Origin of the sequence: Pseudomonas sp. S30, assembly GCF_016518545.1 — a bacterium.
GTDB lineage: Bacteria > Pseudomonadota > Gammaproteobacteria > Pseudomonadales > Pseudomonadaceae > Aquipseudomonas.
The window spans coordinates 288054-303569 of the sequence record NZ_JACVTO010000003.1; the positions used below are offsets into that span (position 1 = coordinate 288054).

A 15516-nucleotide genomic window follows, 5' to 3' on the forward strand; every position below is an offset into this window, starting at 1 on the left:
TAGGGGATGGGGTGACGCAGATCGCCAGCGCCGCCGAACAGTTGTCGGCGGTGACCGGGCAGACCAGCGCCGGGGTCAACAATCAGAAGGTGGAGACCGACCAGGTGGCCACCGCCATGAACGAAATGACCGCCACCGTGCAGGACGTGGCGCGCAATGCCGAGCAGGCCTCCGAGGCGGCGATGATGGCCGATCAGCAGGCCCGCGAGGGCGACCGGGTAGTGGCCGAGGCCATCGCCCAGATCGAACGGCTGGCCGTCGAGGTGGGGCACTCCAGCGAGGCGATGGGGCAACTGCGCACCGAGAGCGACAAGATCGGCAGCGTGCTCGACGTGATCAAGGCCGTGGCCCAGCAGACCAACCTGCTGGCGCTCAACGCCGCCATCGAGGCAGCGCGCGCCGGCGAAGCCGGGCGTGGATTCGCCGTGGTCGCCGACGAAGTGCGCAGCCTGGCCCAGCGCACCCAGCAGTCCACCGAGGAAATCGAAGAGCTGATCGCCGGCCTGCAAAGCGGCACACAGCGGGCGTCCAGCGTGATGGACAGCAGTCGCACCCTGACCGACAGCAGCGTCGAGCTGACCCGGCGAGTCGGCACCTCGCTGGAAACCATCACCCGTACCGTGTCGACCATCCAGTCGATGAACCAGCAGATCGCCACGGCGGCCGAGCAGCAGAGCGCGGTGGCCGAGGAGATCAACCGCAGCGTGATGAACGTGCGGGACATTTCCGACCAGACCTCGGCGGCCAGCGAGGAAACGGCCAGCTCCAGCGTCGAGCTGGCGCGCCTGGGGACGCACCTGCAAGGGCTGGTGGCACGGTTCAGGCTGTGAAACGCAGCGCCTAGGAAGCTTCACGCTGCACTAGAGGACTTTTCCCACGCCAATCACAGGTCGAGTCCCACGAGCCTCCTGCCGATGAGCAGAAGAGCCATACTGGCAAATGACCAGCATGGCCTTTCTCTCATATGGACGGAGACTCGCCATGTTCGGACCCCTCAATCGCCGCCTGGACAACCTCAGCGTCCGGCTCAAGCTCACCCTCGGCTTCGCCGTGGTCCTGCTGCTCACCCTGGCCACCACCGTGACCGGCTGGCGGGCACTGGACGGCGCCATCAATCGCTCGCAGCAGCTCAGCGAGATCGTGCGCATCAACGACCTGACCAAGGACCTGCGCGCTGAACGCATCACTTTCCGGGTGCTTTCCGACGACACCAGCAAGGCGCGTATCGAACAGATCCTGGAGCAGTTGCAGGGGATGTTCACCTTGCTCCAGCAGCGCAGCAGCGTCGAGGATTCGCGCCAGTTGCTCACCGAGAAGCTGCAGCAGTTGCAGCGGCTGCGCCAGGCCTTCACCGAGCTGCTCGGCGTGGTGCGCGAGCGCGCCGAGCTGCGCAGCACGCTACAGGCCCGGGTGCGGACCCTGGCCGACGCCATCGACGAGCTGCAGACCCAGGCGCTGCTTAAACTGCCGGCCGATGGCCAGCAGCAGGGGCTGCTCAACCTGATGGACACCCTCACCCGTCAGGTCGACAGCGCCAGCCAGCAGAGCCTGGTGCCGGCCTACACCTTCTCGCCCATAGAGGACTTCGCCAAGGTCGGCGACCAGCCCCTGGACGCTGCCAGGACCAGTCTGGAGCAGATGCTCGCCGCTCTCGCGCCACTGGGGCTGCCTGCCGATCTGATGGACCGACCCAAACTCGCCCTGGGCCAGTACCGCGCCAGCCTGGAGCAGTACCGCCAGGTCGCGATCCAGGCCGAGCGCCTGCAGAACAGCATGGAGGCGATCGGCAACGACCTGCGTGCTGCCAGCGTGACCCTCGCCGAGCACAAGGTCGAGCAGCGTGACCAGGAAGCCTTGGCCGCCCACTCGCTGCTCACCGCCGTCGCGCTGTTGGCCCTGGTGGTTGGCGTGCTGGCCGCGTGGCTGATCACCCGGCAGATCACCCTGCCCCTGCGCCAGACCCTGGCCCAGGCCGCACGCATCGCCCGCGGCGACCTGAGCCAGGTGCACAGCGTGCAGCGCCAGGACGAGCTGGGCCAGTTGCAGGCCAGCATGCAGGAGATGACCCAGAGCCTGCGCCAGCTCATCGGTGGCATCGACCAGAGTGTCGGCCACTTGTCCCACGCCGCGACGCAACTGGCCGGTGCCAGCGCCGACACCCTGGAGCGCATCACCCAGCAGCGCGAGGAGACCGACCAGGTGGCCACGGCCATGAACCAGATGAGCGCCACGGTGCAGGAGGTGGCGCAGAACGCCGAGCATGCTTCGCTGGCCGCCACCGACGCCGACCAGCAGGCGCAGGTGGGCGATCAGGTGGTGGGCGAGGCGATTGCGCGGATCGAGCAGTTGGCCCTGCAGATGGACCGCTGCCTGCGCTCCATGCAGCACCTGGCCGGGGAAAGCCAGCGTATCGGCAGCATTCTCGATGTGATCAAGTCGGTCTCCGAGCAGACCAACCTGCTGGCGCTCAACGCCGCCATCGAGGCCGCGCGCGCCGGCGAAGCGGGTCGTGGTTTCGCCGTGGTCGCCGATGAAGTGCGTGGCCTGGCCCAGCGCACGCAGCAGTCCACCGAGGAAATCGAGCACCTCATCGAAAGCCTGCACCAGGGCACCGACGAGGTCACCTCACTGCTCGACAGCAGCCGCACCCTCACCGAACAGAGCGTGGAACTGAGCCGCCGCGCCGGCGACGCACTGGGCCAGATCACCCGCACGGTGTCGAACATCCAGGGCATGAACCAGCAGATCGCCACCGCCAGCGAGCAGCAGAGCGTGGTCGCCGAGCAGATCAACCGCAGCGTGATCAGCGTGCGCCAGGCGTCGGATCACACCAGCACGGCCAGCGAGCAGACGGCCAGTTCCAGTGGCGAACTGGAGCAGCTGGGGCAGCAACTGCGCGGGATGGTGGGGCGATTCAACCTGTAGCGCTCGCTGTCGGAGAGCCCGCTCCCGGAGAGGGTGGGAGCGGGCCTGTAGCCGCGGGATCAGCGGCGAAGCGCACGGGCGCTCAAAGCACCTGGCGCAGGAACGCCTGGGCGCGCGGATCCCGCGGTGCGGCGAAGAACGCTGCCGGGGCGGCATCCTCCAGCAGCTTGCCGTGGTCGAAGAACAGCACGCGGTCGGCCACCTCGCGGGCGAAGCCCATTTCATGGGTCACGCAGACCATGGTCATGCCCTCCTGGGCCAGGGTCTTCATCACGTCCAGCACTTCACCGACCATCTCCGGGTCGAGCGCCGAGGTGGGCTCGTCGAACAGCATGACCTTCGGATCCATGGCCAGGGCGCGGGCGATCGCTACCCGCTGCTGCTGGCCGCCGGACAAGCGCGACGGATACTCGTTGGCCTTCTGGGCGATACCGACCTTCTCCAGCAAGGCGCGTGCCTTGGCCTCGCGGTCGGCCTTGCTGCGCTTGCGCACCACCTTCTGCGCCAGGCACAGGTTTTCCAGCACGGTCATGTGCGGGAACAGGTTGAAATGCTGGAACACCATGCCCACTTCGCGGCGATAGGCATTGATGTCGGTCTTCGGGTCTTCCAGGCGCAGGCCATCGATGGCCACCTGGCCCTCGTCGAAGTGCTCCAACCCATTCAAGCAGCGCAGGAAGGTCGACTTGCCCGAACCGGACGGGCCGAGCACCACCACCACTTCGCCCTTGGCCACCTGGGTGCTCACCTGATCCACCGCGCGCACCACCTGGCCGCGGGTGTCGAAGACTTTCAGCAGGTCACGGACTTCAATCACTTTGCGCAAGCCTCCGCTCGAGCCGGCTGGCGATGTGCGACAGCGGCAGGTTGATCAGCAGGTACAGCCCGGCCACGCAGAACCAGATCTCGAAGGTGGAAAAGGACGTGGTGATGGCCTCGCGACCACTCTTGGTCAGTTCGGTGATGGCGATCACCGACACCAGCGAGGTGTCCTTGACCAGGCTGATGAACTGCCCGGCCAGCGGTGGCAGCACGCGCTTGAACGCCTGCGGCAGAATCACGTGGCGCATCGACTGACCGGCATTGAGGCCCAGCGAGCGGGCCGCCTCGTTCTGGCCCTTGGCGATGGACTGCACGCCCGCACGCACGATCTCGGCCACGTAGGCGCCGGTGAACAGCGCCAGCGCCGCCACCCCGGCGAATTCGCGGGACAGGTTGAGCACCGTGCCGATGAAGAAGTAGAAGATGAAGATCTGCACCAGCAGCGGCGTGCCGCGCACCAGCTCGACGTAGACGGTGGACAGGTCACGCAGGGTCGGGTTGCTGGACAGCCGGCACAGGCCGGCGAACAGGCCGATCAGCAGCCCCAGCGCGCCAGAGGCCATGGAGATCCATAACGTGGTCCACAAACCCCAGGCCAATGGACCGGCCGCCCAGTGACGGGTGACGCCGATCTGGTCGCCCTCGGAGACGTCGTCGCCACGGCTCAGTTGCAGGCTGTCCTTGGCCACCTCCAGCACCTGCTGCTCGCCGCCCTCGGTCTTGAGGGTGACCCACGCCTGATCGCCGGACACCACGATGTCCTCGACCGTGCCGTAGTCGGTGGCCCGTTGCACGTCCTCGGCCTGGAAGGCGAAATACTGAGGGACGCGGTTCCAGCGCCACTCATAGGAAATCATCGACGTGGCCAGGTACAGGCTGCACGCCAGTCCCACCAGGACCAGCGCGGTGAGCGCATGCCAGGGCCACTGGGGTTTGTTGTGTTTGATCACGGGGGTACTCCGCACAGCACCGAGCGGCCAGCACGAGCGGCAAGCGACGAGAATGCGCACTGCGCTGCAGTGAGCGCGTTCCCGTGGCTTGCCGCCGGTAGCTAGCCGCCGGTATCTGGGTTTATTCCATTTCCTTGAGCCAGTCGGTCTTCTTGAACCACTTGTCGTGGATTCGATCGTAGGTGCCGTCGTGCTTGATCTGGTGCAGGAAATTGTTGATGAAGTTGATGCTGTCGTAGTCGCCCTTCTTCAGCCCGAACGCCAGCGGCTCGTAGGTGAAGGGTTCCTCCAGGTAGACCAGCTTGCCGGCGCCGGCCTTGTTCACCGCCACCACGTTGTACGGCGCGTCGTAGACGAAGGCGTCGGCCTTGCCGTTGACCACGTCCATCACCGCTTCCTGCTCGTTGTCGTAGCCGTGGTACTTGGCCTTGGCGATCAGCTTCTTGGCGACCATCTCACCGGTGGTGCCCAGCTTGGAGGTGAGGCGGTACTTCTCGTCGTTCAGGTCCTTGTACGACTTGATCTCGCCTTGCAGCTCCTTGCGGATCAGCAGGGTCTGGCCGACCACGATGAAGGGTTCGCTGAAGTTCAGGCGCAGGTTGCGTTCCTGGGTCAGGGTCATGCCACTGCCGATCATGTCGAACTTGTCGGTCAGCAGGGCCGGGATGATGCCGTCGTAGGCGGTGGACACGGTTTCGAGCTTGACGCCCATGGACTTGGCCATGGCCTTGAGGATGTCCACCTCGAAGCCGATGATCTCGCCACGCTTGTTGGTCATCTCGAACGGCATGTAGGTCGGGTCCATGCCCACGCGCAGCGTACCGCGCTTGACCGCTTCGTCGATGGCACCGGCCTGGGCGGCCGAGACTGCCACCAGCGCCGTGACGCCGAGCAGGATGCGCGACAGGTATTTCTTCATCATCACCAAGTCCCCTAGCAGGAAGTTCGCAGAATCTTGTTGTGTGCAGGGCCAGGCTGGCCGCGGCGTTATGTCGGGACGGATGCTAACGCATGCACGGCCTGGGACCTAGAGCCATTGGGGGACTTTGTTGGCCAAAATGAACCCTGGGGGTGAAAAGCTTCGCGGGTGAACCCGCGCCTGCAGGACAGTACGTCTGCAGAAGCCGGTTCACCCGCGAAAGGGACGATCAGGCGCCGACGAGCGTCGGCTGTCCCTCGCCTTCGGGCTGCAAGGGTAGCAGCGGCGCGTGCGGATCGTTGGCGATCGAACCGCGCCAGGCCTTGATCCACGCCTCGTGACCCTCGGCCCACACCTGCTCGTGCAGGCGCGACAGTGCCACCGGGTCGCTCAGCAATGCCAGGCGGGTGCCACTGTCGATGCCCTTGGGCCCCGCTTCCAGCGCCTTGGCGATGCGCTCGGCACGCAGCGTCTCGATCGCTTCGGCCTTGCCGTGGCGCGCCGTGCCCATGGCGCACGCCAGGGCGTTCTGGCGCGGATCGACCACCGCCCGGACGAAGCCGTCACGCAGGGCGTGCCAGCGGTTCTCGTGGGTGTACTGGTCGGTGGCCAGCAGTTCGTGCGGGGTGGCGTATTCCTCGGGAATGAGGAACAACTGCTCGTCCTTGGCCGCCAGGCCCAGGCGCACGCGGCTGGAAATCACCGACACCGGGATCGACAACAGCAGGGAGCCGACGATAGGCGCCAGCCACCACAGGAAGCTGGGGTTCAGCCAGGCCACCAGGGCGGCCCAGGCAAAGCCCAGCAGGGTCTGCGGACCATGGCGGCGCACCGCTTCGCTCCACGGTGTGGAGTCGTCGTCACGCTGGGGCGAGTTCCAGGTCGCCGCCCAGCCCAGGAACGCAGCCAGGACGAAGCGGGTGTGGAAGATCATCCGCACCGGCGCCAGCAGCATGGAGAACAGCATCTCCAGCAGCATCGACAGCGTGACCTTGATACGTCCGCCGAACTCCGTCGCGCCCTTGGCCCAGATCAGGATGACGCTGAGCAGCTTGGGCAGGAACAGCAGCACGATGGTGGTGGAGAACAGCGCGATGGCCTTTTCCGGGTGCCATTGCGGCCACAGCGGGTACAACTGGAACGGCTCGATGAAGTACTGCGGCTCCATCAGCGTGTTGGTCGCCAGCAGCGCTGTGGACAACACCAGGAACAGGAACCACAGCGGCGCCGACAGGTACGACATCACCCCGGTTAGGAACACCGCACGGTGAACCGGGTGCATGCCCTTGACCAGGAACAGGCGGAAGTTCATCAGGTTGCCGTGGCACCAGCGACGGTCACGCTTGAGTTCGTCGAGCAGGTTCGGCGGCAGCTCTTCGTAGCTACCCGGCAGGTCGTAGGCGATCCACACGCCCCAGCCGGCACGGCGCATCAGCGCGGCTTCGACGAAGTCGTGGGACAGGATCGCACCGGCGAAGGCGCCCTTGCCCGGCAACGGCGCCAGGGCGCAGTGCTCGATGAACGGCTGCATGCGGATGATCGCGTTGTGGCCCCAGTAGTGCGATTCGCCCAGCTGCCAGAAGTGCAGGCCGGCGGTGAACAGCGGGCCGTACACGCGGGTGGCGAACTGCTGCATGCGCGCATACAGGGTGTCCATGCCCGAAGCCCGTGGCCCGGTCTGGATGATGCCGGCGTCCGGATTGGCCTCCATCAGGCGCACCAGGCTGCTCAGGCATTCGCCGCTCATCACGCTGTCGGCGTCGAGCACCACCATGTACTTGTATTCGCCACCCCAGCGACGGCAGAAGTCGTCGAGGTTACCGCTCTTGCGCTTGACCCGACGCCGGCGACGGCGATAGAAGATGCGCCCGAAGCCCTTGGCCTCGCGACACACTTCCAGCCAGGCCTGCTGCTCGGCCACGGCGATGTCGGTGTCGTTGGTGTCGCTGAGCACGAAGAAATCGAAGCGATCCAGGTTGCCGGTGGCGGCCACCGACTCGAAGGTCGCGCGCAGTCCGGCGAATACGCGAGGCACGTCTTCGTTGCAGATCGGCATGACGATCGCGGTGCGCGCATCGGCGGCGATCGGCTCATTGCCGGCGCTGCTGCCGGAAATCTTGTACTTGTCGCGGCCGGTGAGCAGTTCCAGGAAGCCCATCAGCGCGGTCCAGAAGCCGGCCGACACCCAGCAGAACAGGATGCCGAACAGGATCAGGATCGAGGTCTGCAACGCGTAGGGCCAGACCTGCACCACGGTGTCCCAGATCGGCTGGTTGACCACTTCGTCGAAGTCGACGAACGACCAGCCCTGATACGGCAGGATGCCCTTCATGTACCAGCCAGCCACCAGCGTCTGGCCGATCATCAGCAGCAGCAGGATGTAGCGGCGCATCGAACCCACCCAGCGCCAGCGCGCCGGCGGCAGCTCACGCTTGGGCGGCTGCGGGGCGTTGGTGCGGCCGGTCAGGCGGCGCCAGATGCGCACCAGCACGTTGGTGCGCCAGGGTTCGGGCAACACCCGGGTGCGCTTGATGGGCGGGGCGATCTTCAGGCTCAGGCGGCCTTCGGCGTCGACGCCGAGCATCTGCGCCTCCTCCAGCTCCGCGGCACTGCCGACGGTCAGGCGCGGGCCCACCGACGCCTGTACGGCGTCGCTGGGGTTGGTGTGCGGCTGCGCCGACAGGCGCTGATGCAGCTCGCTGAAGGACGAGCAGCTGGCGAGCTCCGCGCGCTGCTCATCGCTCAGTGGGAGGTGGGCCAGGTACTCGCCGAGCGACTCCAGCCTTGCGTTGGGATTACTCATCGGCAGGCAACTGATAGCTCCAGGTCTCGGTCAGCACCTTCTCGGTGGTGGCCGGGGCTCCGGTGGTGGATGCCGCATCGGCGGCGGGTTGCTCGGCGGGCTTCTCGACCTTCTCGGCCTTGCCGTGCTGAGCCTTGGCGTGCTTGGCAGTGGCTTTTTCCGCCTTGGTCTCGGCGGCCTTGTCTTGCTTGGGCGCCTCCACCGGCACGTCACGCAGCAGGGCTGCGCGCATTTCGGTGGACTTCTTCGGATCCTTGACCTTCAACCGCAGGGTCAGGCGCCAGCCCTTGGTCTCGGGGTTGTAGCGCAGGTTGTTCTCGACCACATCGGCGTTGTCGCCGACGCTGACCTGGCTGCGCACGGCGGTATCTTCCGGCAGGTCGGCCAGGGCCGGGCCGTAGAAATCGACCAGGAAGGCGATGCTGCCATCGGGCTGACGGATCAGGTTGGCCTGCTTGACGTCACCGGTGGAACGCAGGGTCTGCTTGACCCACCCCAGGTCCTTGGGCTGGAACTGCGCTTCGTTGATGGTCCAGTGCAGGCGGTAGTTGTACTCGAACGGCTTGCCCGGCTCAGGCAGGGTTTCCGGGCTCCAGAACGCCACGATGTTGTCGTTGGTCTCGTCGGCAGTGGGGATTTCCACCAGGTCTACGGTACCTTTGCCCCAGTCGCCCTTGGGCTCGATCCAGGCGCTCGGGCGCTTCTGGTAGTTGTCGTCCAGGTCTTCGAAATCGCTGAAGGCGCGCTGGCGCTGCATCAGGCCGAAGCCGCGCGGGTTCTCCACGCTGAAGTTGCTCACGGCCAGGTGTTTCGGGTTGTTCAGCGGACGCCACAGCCACTCGCCGTTGCCAGCGTGAATCGACAAGCCCTCGGAGTCATGCAGGGCCGGACGGTAGTTCTGCACTTTCGACGGCTGGTTCGGGCCGAACAGGAACATGCTGGTCAGCGGGGCGATGCCCAGGCGGCTGACGTGATCCCGCAGAAACACCTTGGACTTGACGTCGACCACGGTGTCGTCACCCGGACGCAGGGTCAGCTTGTAGGCGCCGGTGGAGCGTGGCGAGTCGAGCAGCGCGTAGATCACCAGGTGCTTGTCGGCAGGCTTGGGTTTTTCGATCCAGAACTCGCGAAAACGCGGGAATTCCTCGCCCGAGGGCAACGCGGTGTCCAGCGCCAGGCCACGGGCCGACAGGCCGTAGGCATGGCCCTTGCCGACCACGCGGAAGTAGCTCGCGCCCAGCAGGGTCATGATCTCGTCCTGCTTGTCGGCCTTGTTGATCGGGTACAGCACGCGGAACCCGGCGTAACCCAGGTTCTTGGTGGCGTCGGCATCGTGGGGCACGTCGCCGAACTCGAAGCGGTTCGGGTCGTACTTGATTTCCTCGACCTTGTTGGCGGTGATCTCGTTGATGGTCACCGGCGTGTCGAAGTGCATGCCCTGATGGTAGAAGGACAGCTTGAAGGGGGTCTTGTCGTCGGCCCATTCGGCCTTGGACTGGATGAAGCGGATCTTCTGGTAGTCGGCGTACTTCATGTCGCGGAATACCGGCGGCAGGTTGCTCTTCGGAGCCTCGAACTTCTGCCCGGCCAGATCCTTCGCCTTGGCGGCGACATCGTCAAGGTTGAATGCCCACAGCTGGCCAGCGCTCATCAGGCCAACCAGCGCTGCGCCTGCCAACACGGCCTTGCGCAGCCGCTTGCCGGGGATTCTTGGTGCATTACAGGGACTTACAATCACGAGCAACCCTCGCCGTAAACAGATCATGAAACCAACGGCCAGCGACCAATGCCGGGTTGGCGAGCACTGTTCGGACCCCGCAAGGGCGCAATGATTCCCTAGGCGGATCCAGACAACGCTCGAGTCAGGGTGAAACGAGCCTGCGAATGCAGGCCCACGTAGCGCGCGATTATCCAGCAGGCTGAGTGACAACGCATCATGCTTAACAAACTATTTATCAGCCGAATCGGCAAAACCTGTAGGAGTGGTTTTATCCGCGAAGCAGAGACTGCGGCGTCTGGTACAGGCTGGAACCGTGAGAGCGGGTTACCCACGCGCTGGGTATCAAATTTGTAACATGAAGGTTACCGGGCCATCGTTGACCAGGTGCACCTGCATGTCCGCCCCGAACCGACCGGTCTGCACCACTGCGTGCTGGTTGCGGGCCTGCTGCACCAGGTAGTCGAACAGCTCGGCACCCAGTGCCGCCGGCGCTGCCGTGGAGAACCCCGGGCGCATGCCGCTGCGGGTGTCCGCTGCCAGGGTGAACTGCGACACCAGCAACAGGCCGCCACCGACGTCCTTGAGCGAGAGGTTCATCTTGCCGTTGGGGTCGCTGAACACCCGATAATTCAACAGCTTGTGCAAGAGCTTGTCGGCGTGTTCGCGGGTATCGTCCGGCTCGACCGCCACCAGCACCAGCAACCCCTGGTCCACGGCGCCGACCACCTCACCGTCGACCTCCACTCGTGCCCCACGAACCCGTTGCAGCAGCCCCTTCATGCTTCTTCCAGAGGCAGGTCCAGCAGGCGCCGGGCCATCTGGTCGGCGGCACGCACCAGGGCATCGGTGATCCCTGGTTCCGAGGCCGCGTGGCCGGCGTCGCGAATCACCTTCAGCTCACTGTTGGGCCAGGCCTGATGCAGTTCCCAGGCGTTGTCCAGCGGGCAGATCACATCGTAGCGGCCATGCACGATCACCGCCGGCAGGTGGGCGATCCTGGGCATGTCGCGGATCAGTTGATCCTGCTCGAGGAAGGCGTTGTGGGTGAAGTAGTGGCATTCGATCCGGGCGATGGACAATGCTCGCTGCGGCTCGGAGAAGCGGTCCACCACCAGCGGGTTCGGCCGCAGGGTCGCGGTACGCCCTTCCCAGGTCGACCAGGCCTTGGCCGCCTGCATCTGGGCGATCTGGTCGTGACCGGTAAGGCGCTTGTGGAAGGCCTTGACCAGGTCGCCGCGCTCTTCCTGGGGAATCGGCGCGATGTAGTCCTGCCAGTAGTCGGGGAACAGACGGCTGGCGCCGGCCTGGTAGAACCATTCGATTTCCTGCGGGCGGCACAGGAAGATGCCGCGCAGGATCAGGCCGTGCACGCGCTCCGGGTGTTTCTGGGCGTAGGCCAGTGCCAGGGTCGAGCCCCAGGAACCGCCGAACAGCACCCACTTGTCGATGCCCAGGTGCTCACGAATGCGCTCCAGGTCTTCGACCAGGTGCCAGGTGGTGTTGTTCTCCAGGCTGGCATGGGGAGTGGAGCGCCCGCAGCCGCGCTGGTCGAAGGTGACGATGCGGTACAGGTTGGGGTCGAAATAGCAACGGCTCTGGGCGTCGCAACCCGCCCCCGGGCCTCCGTGGATGAACACCACCGGCAGACCTTCGGGCGAACCGCTTTCGTCGACATACAACACATGCGGCGCTTCCACGGCCAGATCGTGCCGGGCGTAGGGTTTGATCTGAGGGTAGAGGGTCTGCATTGCGCACTCCATGAAGGGCTGATCTTCGGCAGGTGCCATCATAAACCCGATTCGTCGCCAGGCGCATGCACGGCGTGCTCGATCCTTTCCTGCCCTGCCCTGCCCTCGGCGTCGAACCGCATTCAGCGCCCGTAGCGCTCCCGTCCCCAGGCCAGCATGGCTTCGAGCAGGCGCTGCAGCACTGCCTGGGTGGGCTGGGCGAGGTCTTCGCGGTAGGCGAAGGGTTCCACTTCCTCCATGTAGGTGCGTTGCGCCAATTCCAGCTGCACGGCGTGGACATGCTGCACCGGATCGCCATAGTGACGGGTGATGTGACCGCCCTTGAAGCGCCCGTTGAGCACATGGCGGTAGCCTGGCGCCTGGGCGCACACCGACTCGAGACGCTCGGCCAGTGCCGGATCGCAGCTGGCGCCGTTGAAGGTGCCGAGGTTGAAGTCCGGCAGGGTGCCGTCGAACAGGTGGGGAATGTGCGCGCGAATCGAATGGGCGTCCCACAGCAAGGCATAGCCGAACGCGTCGCGAAGGCGCTCGAGTTCATCGCGCAGTGTCCTGTGGTAAGGCCGCCAGATGGTGTCCAGGTAGCCGGCCCGCTCCTCGGCGCCAGGCGCGCGGCCGTCCTCGAACAAGGGCTGGCCATCGAACAGCGTGGCCGGGAACAGTCCCGTGGTGGCCCCGGCGTACAGCGGCGCGTCGTCGTCGGGGCGGTTGAGGTCGATGACGAACCGCGAGTACTCGGCCGCCACCACGCTGGCGCCCATGCCAGCCACGAACTCGTACAGCCGGGGGATGTGCCAGTCGGTGTCCGGCAGGCTGCGTGCTGCCGGCACCAGCCCGTGGCGAACCGTGGGCGTGAGCCCCAGGCCCGCGTGGGGCATGCTCACCAGCAGCGGCAGCGTGCCGCGATGAAAACTCAGAACCTTGTCCATGACGCCTCGCTCAATGGGAAATTTCATGACCCAGGCGCACGATGCGCCGGGGCAGTTCGCCGCCTAGCCAGTAGGCGAGGTCGGCGGGACGGTCGATCTGCCAGGCGATGAAGTCGGCCACCTTGCCCACCTCCAGCGACCCGTGGCTGTCGCCCAGCCCCAGGGCCATGGCGGCATGCAGGGTGACCCCGGCCAGGGCTTCTTCCGGCGTCAGGCGGAACAGGGTGCAGCCCATGTTCAGCATCAGGCGCAGCGACAGTACCGGCGAGGTGCCAGGGTTGAGGTCGCTGGACAGGGCGATCTTCACCCCGTGGCGACGCAGGGCGTCCATCGGCGGCAGTTGGGTTTCGCGCAGGAAATAGAAGGCGCCAGGCAGCAGCACGGCGACGGTACCCGCCTCGGCCATGGCGATGGCGTCTTCCTCGGTCATGAACTCCAGATGATCGGCCGACAGCGCATGATGACGCGCCGCCAGGCTGGAGCCGTGCAGCGACGACAACTGCTCGGCGTGCAGCTTCACCGGCAAGCCCAGCTCATGGGCCTTGAGAAACACCCGCTCGACCTGCGCCGGCGAGAACGCCAGGTGTTCGCAGAAGGCGTCCACCGCATCCACCAGCCCCTCGGCAGCCAACGCCGGCAGCATCTGCTCGCACACCAGCGCGATGTAGTCGTCGGCACGCCCGGCGTACTCCGGCGGCAGGGCGTGGGCGGCCAGGCAGGTGGTACGGATCGTCACCGGCAGCTCTTCGGCCAGGCGCCGGGCCACGCGCAGCATCTTGCGCTCGTTGGCCAGGTCCAGCCCATAACCGGACTTGATCTCCAGGGTGGTCACCCCTTCGCGCAGCAGCGCCAGCACGCGCTGGCGTGCGCTGGCCAGCAGATCGTCCTCGCTGGCCGCGCGGGTGGCGCGCACGGTGCTGGCGATGCCGCCGCCCTGGGCGGCGATCTCGGCGTAGCTCACCCCTTGCAGGCGCTGCTCGAACTCGCCGCTGCGGTTGCCGCCGAACACGGCGTGGGTGTGGCAGTCGATAAGCCCCGGGGTGACCCAGGCGCCACCCAGGTCGACCACGCGCTCGGCGTCGACCGGCGACAGTTCGGCCTGCGGGCCGATCCATTCGATCGAGCCTGCCTGGGTCACGATCGCTGCGTCCTCGATGATCGAGTAGCGACCACCGGCCATGGTCGCGACGTGACAGTGCTGCCAGAGGGTTCTCATAAGGCTCTCCACAAGTCAGCGGTGCAACTCGGCCTGCACCCGGGCGACCTGGCCACCCCCTGCGCGCGGCTTGCACCACAGCAGATAGGACAGCACCAGGAACGCCACCCACGCCACGCCGACCAGCAGCGCCGCCTGGGTGTCCGGGAAGTAACCGAGCACACCGAAAATGAACACCATGAACAGGATCGCCAGCGCCGGCCCCCAGGGCCAGAACGGCACCGGGAATGCCAGCGCAGCGACCTGCTCGCGATCCAGGCGCCGGCGCAGGGCGATCTGGGTGACGAGGATCATCAGCCAGACCCACACCGTGGCGAAGGTGGCGATGGAGGCGATCAGCAGGAACACGTTCTCCGGGATCAGGTAGTTGAGCAACACCCCCAGCAGCAGCGCCGCGCCCATCACCAGCACCGTCAGCCACGGCACGCCCTGGCGCGACAGCCGGGCGAAACCGCGCGGAGCCTGGCCCTGCTCGGCCAGCCCGTAGAGCATGCGGCCGGCGCCGAAGATGTCGCTATTGATCGCCGACACGGCTGCCGAGATCACCACCACGTTGAGCAGCGCCGCCGCCGAGCCGATGCCCAGGTGGCTGAAGATCTGCACGAACGGGCTGCCCTGGGTGCCGATCTGCGGCCAGGGGTACAGGCACATGAGCACGAACAGGGTGAGCACGTAGAACAGCAGGATGCGCAGCGGCACGGCGTTGATCGCCTTGGGAATGACGCGCCTGGGGTCCTGCGCCTCGCCGGCGGTGATGCCGATGATCTCGATGCCGCCGAAGGCGAACATCACCACCGCGAACGAGGCGATCAACCCGCCGACGCCGTTGGGCAGGAAGCCACCGTGGGCGAACAGGTTGTCGATGCCGGACGGCCCAGCGCTGCCGCCCGGGCTCAGGCCGAACGCCATGATGCCGAAACCGGCGAGGATCATCGCCACGATGGCGCCGACCTTGAGCAGCGACAGCCAGAACTCCAGCTCGCCGAACACCTTGACGCTGCACAGGTTCAGCGCGCCGATCAGCAGCACGATGCCCAGCACCCAGATCCAGCGCGGCACCTCGGGAAACCAGAAACCCATGTAGATGCCGAAGGCGGTGACGTCGGCGATGCAGACGATGATCATCTCGAAGGCGTAGGTCCAGCCGAGCACAAAGCCGGCCAAGGGACCGAGGTAGGTGCTGGCGTACTGCCCGAACGAGCCGGCCACGGGATTGTGCACGGCCATCTCGCCCAGCGCGCGCATGACCATGAACACCGCCGCGCCGCCGATCAGGTAGGCCAGCAGCACGGCCGGGCCCGCCATCTGGATGGCCGAGGCCGAGCCGTAGAACAGCCCGGTGCCGATGGCCGAGCCCAGGGCCATGAAGCGGATGTGCCGGGCGGTGAGCCCGCGCTTGAGTCCTTGTGCTTGATGCATGGTTCGTCCTTATCGTGATGTAGACGCGGGGTCGGTCGCGATCCAGTGGCGGCCTGGGACCTCCCGCG

At 66.1% G+C, this 15516-nt stretch carries 12 protein-coding genes and 1 pseudogene; 3 read left to right on the forward strand and 10 right to left on the reverse strand.

Features of this window, described 5'->3' with window-relative positions; genetic code table 11:
- Positions 1-116 precede the first annotated feature (116 nt).
- The 3 genes and pseudogenes from IAE34_RS24690 (at position 117) to IAE34_RS24700 (ending at position 2925) form a co-directional block, all read left to right on the forward strand.
- On the forward strand, positions 117-830 hold the full coding sequence (locus IAE34_RS24690) for a methyl-accepting chemotaxis protein (protein WP_442793257.1): 714 nt from the start codon (positions 117-119) through the stop codon (positions 828-830).
- A 151-nt stretch (positions 831-981) separates the two neighbouring features.
- Positions 982-2022 (forward strand): annotated as a pseudogene (locus IAE34_RS24695) (methyl-accepting chemotaxis protein); the annotation flags it as partial.
- Positions 2023-2220: 198 nt separating this feature from the next.
- Complete coding sequence (locus IAE34_RS24700; RefSeq protein ID WP_442793258.1) at positions 2221-2925, forward strand: methyl-accepting chemotaxis protein; 705 nt, start codon at positions 2221-2223, stop codon at positions 2923-2925.
- Between the two features lie 82 nt (positions 2926-3007).
- On the opposite strand, the gene IAE34_RS05805 is transcribed toward IAE34_RS24700, so the two are convergent.
- The 10 genes from IAE34_RS05805 to IAE34_RS05850 all read right to left on the reverse strand — a co-directional run bounded on the left by IAE34_RS05805 (position 3008) and on the right by IAE34_RS05850 (position 15448).
- Positions 3008-3742, reverse strand: coding sequence for an amino acid ABC transporter ATP-binding protein (locus IAE34_RS05805; RefSeq protein ID WP_200137956.1), 735 nt, complete (start codon positions 3740-3742; stop codon positions 3008-3010).
- On the reverse strand, positions 3735-4697 hold the full coding sequence (locus IAE34_RS05810) for an amino acid ABC transporter permease (RefSeq protein WP_200137908.1): 963 nt from the start codon (positions 4695-4697) through the stop codon (positions 3735-3737). The genes IAE34_RS05805 and IAE34_RS05810 overlap by 8 nt, the downstream gene beginning before the upstream one ends.
- Before the next feature lie 121 nt (positions 4698-4818).
- On the reverse strand, positions 4819-5616 hold the full coding sequence (locus IAE34_RS05815) for a transporter substrate-binding domain-containing protein (RefSeq protein WP_200137957.1): 798 nt from the start codon (positions 5614-5616) through the stop codon (positions 4819-4821).
- Between the two features lie 229 nt (positions 5617-5845).
- Positions 5846-8419: a glucans biosynthesis glucosyltransferase MdoH gene (mdoH, locus tag IAE34_RS05820; protein ID WP_200137909.1), complete on the reverse strand. Its 2574-nt coding sequence runs from the start codon at positions 8417-8419 to the stop codon at positions 5846-5848.
- Entirely contained in the window at positions 8412-10157 is a 1746-nt protein-coding gene (locus IAE34_RS05825) for a glucan biosynthesis protein (RefSeq protein WP_325100969.1), read from the reverse strand. The genes mdoH and IAE34_RS05825 overlap by 8 nt, the downstream gene beginning before the upstream one ends.
- 324 nt (positions 10158-10481) lie before the next feature.
- On the reverse strand, positions 10482-10919 hold the full coding sequence (gene dtd, locus IAE34_RS05830) for a D-aminoacyl-tRNA deacylase (RefSeq protein WP_200137911.1): 438 nt from the start codon (positions 10917-10919) through the stop codon (positions 10482-10484).
- Positions 10916-11887, reverse strand: a complete 972-nt coding sequence (pip, locus tag IAE34_RS05835) for a prolyl aminopeptidase (RefSeq protein ID WP_200137912.1) — start codon at positions 11885-11887, stop codon at positions 10916-10918. Before pip ends, dtd begins: the two co-directional genes overlap by 4 nt.
- Positions 11888-12009: 122 nt before the next feature.
- The gene (gene hutG / locus IAE34_RS05840) at positions 12010-12813 is read right to left on the reverse strand and encodes an N-formylglutamate deformylase (protein WP_200137913.1); all 804 of its coding nucleotides are present in this window, start codon (positions 12811-12813) and stop codon (positions 12010-12012) included.
- Positions 12814-12823: 10 nt separating this feature from the next.
- Complete coding sequence (gene hutI / locus IAE34_RS05845; RefSeq protein ID WP_200137914.1) at positions 12824-14029, reverse strand: imidazolonepropionase; 1206 nt, start codon at positions 14027-14029, stop codon at positions 12824-12826.
- A 15-nt stretch (positions 14030-14044) separates the two neighbouring features.
- Positions 14045-15448, reverse strand: a complete 1404-nt coding sequence (locus tag IAE34_RS05850; protein WP_200137915.1) for an amino acid permease — start codon at positions 15446-15448, stop codon at positions 14045-14047.
- Positions 15449-15516 lie beyond the last annotated feature (68 nt).

What these genes read in the sequence shown, in the direction of transcription:
- hutG (WP_200137913.1), bottom strand. Translation starts at nt 12,813, where the DNA reads ATGGACAAGGTTCTGAGTTTTCATCGCGGCACGCTGCCGCTGCTGGTG.
- pip (WP_200137912.1), bottom strand. Translation starts at nt 11,887, where the DNA reads ATGCAGACCCTCTACCCTCAGATCAAACCCTACGCCCGGCACGATCTG.
- dtd (WP_200137911.1), bottom strand. Translation starts at nt 10,919, where the DNA reads ATGAAGGGGCTGCTGCAACGGGTTCGTGGGGCACGAGTGGAGGTCGAC.
- IAE34_RS05850 (WP_200137915.1), bottom strand. Translation starts at nt 15,448, where the DNA reads ATGCATCAAGCACAAGGACTCAAGCGCGGGCTCACCGCCCGGCACATC.
- IAE34_RS24690 (WP_442793257.1), top strand. Translation starts at nt 117, where the DNA reads ATGAACGAAATGACCGCCACCGTGCAGGACGTGGCGCGCAATGCCGAG.
- mdoH (WP_200137909.1), bottom strand. Translation starts at nt 8,419, where the DNA reads ATGAGTAATCCCAACGCAAGGCTGGAGTCGCTCGGCGAGTACCTGGCC.
- hutI (WP_200137914.1), bottom strand. Translation starts at nt 14,029, where the DNA reads ATGAGAACCCTCTGGCAGCACTGTCACGTCGCGACCATGGCCGGTGGT.
- IAE34_RS24700 (WP_442793258.1), top strand. Translation starts at nt 2,221, where the DNA reads ATGAGCGCCACGGTGCAGGAGGTGGCGCAGAACGCCGAGCATGCTTCG.
- IAE34_RS05815 (WP_200137957.1), bottom strand. Translation starts at nt 5,616, where the DNA reads ATGAAGAAATACCTGTCGCGCATCCTGCTCGGCGTCACGGCGCTGGTG.